Origin of the sequence: Candidatus Electronema sp. TJ, from assembly GCF_048287355.1 — a bacterium.
In the GTDB taxonomy this organism is placed as follows: Bacteria; Desulfobacterota; Desulfobulbia; order Desulfobulbales; family Desulfobulbaceae; genus Electronema.
Genome location: NZ_JBLWEP010000131.1, coordinates 1 through 6,824, shown reverse-complemented (window position 1 = coordinate 6,824; position 6,824 = coordinate 1). Strand labels below are relative to the sequence as shown.

Genomic DNA, 6,824 nt, shown 5'->3' with positions numbered 1-6,824 from the left:
GGCCCAAGGGGCGAAACGGCATCCGGCTCTCCTTCCATCGGGATGAGCTATGCTAATCCATCCCAATCTCATAATACAAGGGGCGAAAAACCTTTCGCCCTGATCAGCCGGGCATTGCGCAATTGCGCCGCGCAGCGTCATGAAGCGCGAGGCGGCAGCGCGTTGATTTCGTCAGCAAGGCAAAGAGTCCGGCCTTGCCTTGCCGACGAAATCAGCGGCTCGAAAATCTCCGCATCGCCTTGCCGCTGAGATCATTGAGGCGATGCGCTCAGAATTGCCTTGATGCCGAACGCGGCGGCGCAAAAATCTCGGCAGCGTCGTGCCGCCGCGCTCATCAAGCTGATGTGCGCCGCATTGCCGTGCTGATGCGCTCAGCGCGGCGTTGCGGCGCACGGCAGGGCATTTTTCGTCGCTTCGACAAAGGCGCGGAGCTGCGCTGTCAATTCCGCCATATCCGCCTCGTTCAGCGCGGCTCCGGCGAATTTCGCCGCCTCGCAGAACGCCAGCCAGTTTTGCAGGCTTTCAGCATACGCCTTGAGCTGTTCTTCTTCAGGATCAGCAAGAAAACAGATCAGCTCGCCAGCGGTCTGCCGGGATGCGTCGATGCCGAAGCGTTGCTCCAAATAGCGGCGCAGGGTCTGATCAAAAAGCGCGGCAAAGGCGGCGCAGTCTTTCTTGGCAATCAGCGCGTCCGCCTGCGTCAGTGCCAGCAGAGCCGTCTCATGGGCCTGCGGCGCAGGCTGCGGCTGCGTTTTTTTTCTCCGCAGAACAACAAAGAGCAGAACGCCGCCGAGCAGCAGGCCTGCGCCCGCCGCTATCGGCCAGAGCGGCTTTTGCTCCGGCAAAGGCAGGGGCGGCTCTATGTCTATTGCGGCCAGCTCGTCCTGCATCGGCAGAGCAAGCGGCTGCGCCAGCAGCGGCGCAGGCAGCAGCAGAACAAGGAGCAGAGCAAGGCGGCGGCTCATCGCGACATCCTCCGGCTGCGGGCGCGGAAAAAGCCCATCAAGGCGGCAAGATAGGGCGTGCCCGCAGAGAGCTGGAGCAGATCAATGCCCATGCCGCGCAAGGCGCGGGCAAAGCGTTCCCGCTGCCCGCTGGTCAGGTTGGCGTAGGCCAGCCGCGTTTTTTCGTCGGAACTGTTGAGCAGCACCTGCTCGCCAGTCTCCGCGTCCTCCAGCGTGATCCAGCCTGCGTCGGGCAGCTCCAGCTCGCGCGGATCTGTGACCGAGACCGCAATCAGGTCGTGGCGGCGGGCGGCGGCTTGCAGCTTGGGCCGCAGCTCCTGGAGCGAATCATCAAAATCGCCGGGCAGACAAAAATCAGAAATGAGAAAGGTCACGCATTTCCGCTTCGCCACTTGGCTGAAAAAATGCAGCGCCTCCCCGATGTCAGTGCCTTTGCCCTGCGGCTGAAAAAAAAGCAGCTCCCGGATCACCCGCAGGATATGGCTGCGGCCTTTGTCCGGGGCGATGAACAGCTCGGCGAAATCGGAAAACAGGAGCAGGCCGACCTTGTCGCTGTTGCGCACAGCGGAAAAAGCCAGCGCGGCGGCCAGCTCGGCCATCATCTCGCGCTTGGACTGCCTGCCGGAGCCGAAGCCGCCTGACGCGCTGAGATCAATCAGAAGCATGATGGTCAGCTCGCGTTCCTCAGTGAATTTCTTCACGTGCGCAACGCCGGTGCGGGCGGTGACATTCCAGTCTATGGTTCTGATCTCGTCGCCCGGCACATATTCGCGCACCTCGTCGAAATTCATGCCCCGGCCTTTGAAGACAGAATGATAGCTCCCGGCTAGGCTGCTGTCCGCCATCCGCCGCGTGCGCACCTCGATCTGCCGCACCTTTCTCAGAATTTCTCTGACCGCCGCTGTTTTCATAAGCAATCAGGGCACTGGCACAGTCTCCAGCAGCCTGCGGATAATGTCCTCGCTGCTGATGCCTTCGGCTTCGGCTTCGTAACTGACGCGGATGCGGTGGCGGAGCACGTCCGGGGCGCAGTGTTTGATGTCGTCCGGGATGACGTAGCCGCGCCCGCTGAGATAGGCCAAGGCGCGGGCCGCCGCCTTGAGGCTGATCGTCGCCCTGGGCGAGGCTCCGGTTTCGATGTGGCCGCGCATCCCGGCGTTGGGGCCGGTCGGCTCGCGGGTTTCGCAGATTAGACTGACGATATACTCTTTGATCCGCTCGTCCACATAAATGCTGTCCACGATTTTGCGGGCGGCCAGTATTTCTTCCGGCGTGAGGATCGGCGGCATGACCGTTTTGTCGTCGGCGTGATCAAGCAGGTCCAGAATGCGCCGCTCCTCCTCGCGGGTGGGATAGCCGACTTTGACCTTGAGCATGAAGCGGTCCACTTGCGCTTCCGGCAGCGGGTAGGTCCCTTCCTGCTCGATTGGATTTTGCGTGGCCAGCACAAGGAACAGCTCCGGCAGGGCGAAGGTTGTTTCGCCGATGGTCACCTGCCGCTCCTGCATCGCCTCCAGCAAGGCCGACTGGACCTTGGACGGAGCGCGGTTGATTTCGTCGGCAAGAATCAGCGAGGCGAAGATCGGCCCCTGCTTGACCACAAAGCTGGTGTCTCTGGGGTTGTAGATTTCTGTGCCGATGATGTCCGCAGGCAGCATGTCCGGGGTGAACTGGATGCGGCGGAAACTGGCCGAGACTGCGGCGGCCAGGGTTTTCACCGCCAAGGTTTTGGCCAGGCCGGGCAGCCCTTCCAGCAGGATGTGTCCGCCAGTGAGCAGGCCGATCAAAAGCCGTTCCACCAGACGCTCTTGGCCGACGATGCGTTTCGCCAGCTCGCTTCGCAGCAGCCCGGCCCACGCCCCGCTTTCCCGCACCGCACGGCTGATTTCCGCCACAGACAGGCTCCGATCCTGAGCCGGGCCGCCGCCAACGCTCTGATTCATCGTTCTTCTCTCCTCCGCGCTCCGGCTCCGGCAGCCGGGCGCATTGTTCCGCTCCGCGCAGGAAGACTGCCAGAGCAATTGACACGCGCCGCTTTTCGGCCTACACTGTTCAGAAATCATATATACTTCCGCGCTGAACACATTGCAACTTTCACCGCACGTTCTGGGCATGGCTTTTTTCGATTTTCTCAAAAAACTGGCAGATTCCGGCGCAAATGACCGGCGCAGGCGGCTGGAGGCCGCCTCATTCCGCCATGAGGAGGACGGCGGGACAGAGGATTGCGCAGTTTTGGACGGCATCAAAATCAATGCGGAACTGCCGCCTGCGCCGGATTTGACCGTCAGCCCCGCCGCTGCCGAGCCTGCCAAACCGGAGCCGCCGCCCGCTGCGGCGCGGCAGCTTGGGTCTCTGCCGCAGCCCGGCGGCCTTTACGCCATGCAGGAGCGCAACGGCGGCATGTACCGCTTGGTCAAAGTGGTGCACGCCGAGGACAGCATGGTGCATATCCTCCGCTACGCCGGACGCTTCCTGCAAATTCCTGAGCGGCTGGACGATGAGGAGCTGCATCTTGGTGTGGATGCCATAGACGGCTCTTTCGGCGCGGAGCATCTGCCGGTTCCGGCCCAGTCCTTCGCGGTCAACAGCATCCATCTGGCTGACCGCGCGTTGGCGGACGAGGATTTCCGGGGCTGGCGGCTGTATGTGGATTCCATTTACGACTGCCTGAGCGAAAATGCGCCGCCGTGGCTGCGCAAGGCTGGATCCTACGCGGCCTGGCGCGACGACCGCAACGCCATGGCCGCTCTGGCTGACCGCTATCTGCTCGGCGCGGCTTTGCCCAGAGACAGCAAGAAAGCCCGCTATTGGCTGAACCGTCTGGTGCAGCAAGGCATCGGTCTGGCGCAGCCGGGCGAACAGGCGCGGGAGGAATATCAGCTGCTCACCGGCGGAATTTATGTCCGCGAGATGGAAGACGGCTGGGCGGTCTGCAAGGCCGTGCTGAAAGACAAGAACGGCGTGCAGCTGCTGATCTGCCCGGCCCGCTTCGAGCAGCCGCCGAAAAAAACAAATCCGGCCAGGCTGCTGGCGCAGGCCGGACAAGATTTCGCTCATGCCTCCCTCAGCGCGGACAGCTTTCTCAGCCGCCCGGCCTTGTTCATGGGCCTGCTGCCGATCACGCTGGAAGAGCTGCTCTGCTACCGGAAGCATTTGCAAACGCTCTGCGGCGAAACCGAGCTGCGCCCCAGCACCTTCGAGCTGCTCTTACAGCGGGCCGAGGCAGGCGAGGCTGAGGCGCAGGTGGAGGCCGCGCAGGTTTATCTCAGCGGCGATCCTGAATGGGAGGTGGAGCAGAGCATTGCCTCAGGCGTGACCTGGCTGACCGAGGCGGCCAATCTCGGCTACGGCCCGGCAGCCCATGCCTTGGCGATGATCTGCCGCGACGGGGCGGGCGACGCGGTGGCGCAGGATGCCCAGCTCAGTTTTGAATGGCTGCTTTACGCGGCTCAGCTTGATTACGGCCCGGCGCAGCTGGAGGCGGCGGCCTGCTGTCTGCAAGGCAAGGGCTGTCCGCAAGATCATGCTCTCGCTCATGCTTGGTTTTCCGTCGCCGCCAGCCACGACAACGGCCTGAGCGAGGCGGAGAAGCAGCAAGCCCGTCTGCAACGGCAGGATTTGGATGCCCGTCTGCCTGCCGCCCAGAAAGCCAAAGCGCGGGATTATTTCCGTCAGCTTCAGGACTCCTTTGCCGGAGCCTGAGTGTTCCTTTCACCTATCCCATGTTCATGAGCGACACCGCCTTTCCTTCCCGCAGCTATTCTGATGATGTGACCGTGCTCCGCCGCGACAACGGCCAAACCATTCTCCTGGTCGGCACGGCGCATATCTCCCGGCAGTCTGTTGATCTGGTCGAAGAGATCATCGACCAGGAGCAGCCGGACACAGTCTGCATAGAGCTTGATGAAAAGCGCTACGCCGCCCTGTCCAAGCCGCAGCATTGGGAGAATCTCGATCTCAAGCAGATCATCAAGAAGCAGCAGCTCTCCACCTTGATGGTCAACTTGGTGCTGTCTTCCTATCAGAAGAAGCTCGGCGGCAAGCTCGGCGTGCAGCCAGGCACTGAGCTGCTGACAGCGGCGAAGGCAGCGGAGCGGCACGGCATTCCGATGGAGCTGTGCGACCGCGACGTGCGGATAACCCTGCGCCGGGCTTGGAAGGCCGCCTCCTTGTGGAAAAAAGGCTATTTGGTCGCCGCGCTGATCAGCTCGCTCTTTGACGAAACCGAGCTGACTGAGGAAAAGCTGGCTGAGCTGCGCCAGAAAGACGTGCTCTCCGAGCTGATGGACGAGGTCGGCAAGGCCATGCCTGCGGCAAAGGCCGCCCTGATTGACGAGCGCGACATCTTCATGGCCGAGAAGATCAAAGCTGCGGCAGGGAGACGGGTGGTGGCGGTGGTCGGAGCTGGACACATGGCCGGGATCACGCGGGCCATGCAGGAGGACAACAGCGGCAGAATGGCGGAGATCAGCAGCATTCCTCCGGTAGGCAAAATCTGGCATGTCGTGGGCTGGTCAGTGCCTGCGGCGATTGTGCTTTCTATCGTGGTCATCGCTGTGCGGCAGGGTTTGGGCGAAGCCGGATCCAACGTTCTCTTCTGGGTGCTCGCCACTGGTCTGCCTGCCGCTGCCGGCGCAATCATGGCCTTGTCTCATCCGGCGACCATCCTTTCCGCCTTTGCCGCCGCGCCGATCACCACCCTCAGTCCGGTGATCGGCGTTGGGCATGTCTGCGCCTTTGTCCAAGTCATGGTTCAGCCGCCGGTGGTTAAAGAATTTGAGACCGTGGCCGCTGATATTGGCACCTTGCGCGGCTGGTGCCGGAACCGCCTTCTGCGTGTCTTTCTCGCCTTCCTGCTGCCTGGCTTCGGCGCGTCGCTCGGCACCTTCATGGGCGGCTGGAAGATTCTCACCAGCCTTTTCAGCTGAGGGCGTTTTTCTGCCTCCTTTCTTGCTCAACTGTTCTTTCTGCTGATCAAAAAGACAAGACCTGCGGGGAAGCATAGATTTCCCAAGCGTTGCAGGTCGCAATCTGGGTTTTCAGCCAAAATATGAATCTGTTTCTCCTCTGTTAAGCAAACAAATTATTGGCGCATTGCTTGACATTATTCCCCATGAATGATAACCATTATTATATGGTGATGACGACTAAGTGAACTCGAGCAGCGGCGCGCTGTCAGGCTGCCAAACTGGCTTTCCGGCTTTCATGCGCCACCTGCTGCGCTGATCTGCTCCCAAAAGCAGAGGATATGTTCAACCTGAAACCGCTGTCTATTCTATGGAGAGGTGCGCCATGCTGAATCTTGCAGAAATCCGACAAAACAGAACGCTGGCCAACAGTATTGACTGGGCGATGACCCCGGAAAAAGCTATTGAGATGTATCTGGAGTGGGGAACAGGATGGATCCGTGGCAACGATTTCGTTTCCAGTGCCAGCGATGAGAGCTATTATTTCGTCATCTACGACTGGGAGAAAGAGCCGCCGCTTGTCACCCTGCTGCACCGCACTGTTGCCGGGGCCGAAGAGCTGGCGAAGATCGAAGTGCCGAGAGAGCTTTTTGAGGCCTCCTGCAAAGAGGGCGGCATCAAGCCTGGCGGGACAGTCCAGCGTCTGAACCGTGATCTTCAGGAATGGCTGAATGTGCGTATTGAAGGGCCGCCGGTTGAATGGTTCGGCAGGGAACACTGAGACCGTCATTCTGGCAGAGACCGCTTTCCAGCTCGCAAATATCCCCTCTGTGGCGACACAGCAAAAGGCCGGATGGAAACATCCGGCCTTGTCATATTGTGCGGAGGCGCGGCGGCAGTCAGGCGGGAAAAGAGACTGCCGATGCGGGCCGGTCGTTATACTCGATACGAT

At 61.0% G+C, this 6,824-nt stretch carries 6 protein-coding genes; 3 read left to right on the top strand and 3 right to left on the bottom strand.

The features are described from left to right. Positions 1 to 371: 371 nt before the first annotated feature. From ACNKID_RS09530 to ACNKID_RS09520, 3 genes are read right to left on the bottom strand one after another with little or no spacing between them, the layout of a single operon-like run. Positions 372 to 965 carry an LPXTG cell wall anchor domain-containing protein gene (locus ACNKID_RS09530; protein WP_417913196.1) on the bottom strand — a complete coding sequence of 198 codons (594 nt, stop codon included), beginning with the start codon at positions 963 to 965 and terminating at the stop codon, positions 372 to 374. Further along, the gene (locus ACNKID_RS09525; RefSeq protein WP_417913195.1) at positions 962 to 1,876 is read right to left on the bottom strand and encodes a DUF58 domain-containing protein; all 915 of its coding nucleotides are present in this window, start codon (positions 1,874 to 1,876) and stop codon (positions 962 to 964) included. Before ACNKID_RS09525 ends, ACNKID_RS09530 begins: the two co-directional genes overlap by 4 nt. Positions 1,877 to 1,882: 6 nt before the next feature. Continuing rightward, positions 1,883 to 2,908: an AAA family ATPase gene (locus ACNKID_RS09520; protein WP_417913194.1), complete on the bottom strand. Its 1,026-nt coding sequence runs from the start codon at positions 2,906 to 2,908 to the stop codon at positions 1,883 to 1,885. Between the two features lie 169 nt (positions 2,909 to 3,077). Between ACNKID_RS09520 and ACNKID_RS09515 the strand changes: the two genes are divergently transcribed. From ACNKID_RS09515 to ACNKID_RS09505, 3 genes are all read left to right on the top strand, one after another. Beyond that, positions 3,078 to 4,667, top strand: a complete 1,590-nt coding sequence (locus ACNKID_RS09515; protein ID WP_417913193.1) for a tetratricopeptide repeat protein — start codon at positions 3,078 to 3,080, stop codon at positions 4,665 to 4,667. Between the two features lie 20 nt (positions 4,668 to 4,687). Then, a complete protein-coding gene (locus ACNKID_RS09510) occupies positions 4,688 to 5,893 on the top strand; it encodes a TraB/GumN family protein (protein WP_417913192.1) in 1,206 nt (401 codons plus the stop codon). A 364-nt stretch (positions 5,894 to 6,257) separates the two neighbouring features. Then, the gene (locus ACNKID_RS09505) at positions 6,258 to 6,653 is read left to right on the top strand and encodes a DVU0772 family protein (protein ID WP_417913191.1); all 396 of its coding nucleotides are present in this window, start codon (positions 6,258 to 6,260) and stop codon (positions 6,651 to 6,653) included. Positions 6,654 to 6,824 lie beyond the last annotated feature (171 nt).

Bases quoted from the DNA above. Each gene is read 5' to 3' on its own strand.
- ACNKID_RS09530 (WP_417913196.1), bottom strand. From the start codon at position 965: ATGAGCCGCCGCCTTGCTCTGCTCCTTGTTCTGCTGCTGCCTGCGCCG.
- ACNKID_RS09525 (WP_417913195.1), bottom strand. From the start codon at position 1,876: ATGAAAACAGCGGCGGTCAGAGAAATTCTGAGAAAGGTGCGGCAGATC.
- ACNKID_RS09520 (WP_417913194.1), bottom strand. From the start codon at position 2,908: ATGAATCAGAGCGTTGGCGGCGGCCCGGCTCAGGATCGGAGCCTGTCT.
- ACNKID_RS09515 (WP_417913193.1), top strand. From the start codon at position 3,078: ATGGCTTTTTTCGATTTTCTCAAAAAACTGGCAGATTCCGGCGCAAAT.
- ACNKID_RS09510 (WP_417913192.1), top strand. From the start codon at position 4,688: ATGTTCATGAGCGACACCGCCTTTCCTTCCCGCAGCTATTCTGATGAT.
- ACNKID_RS09505 (WP_417913191.1), top strand. From the start codon at position 6,258: ATGCTGAATCTTGCAGAAATCCGACAAAACAGAACGCTGGCCAACAGT.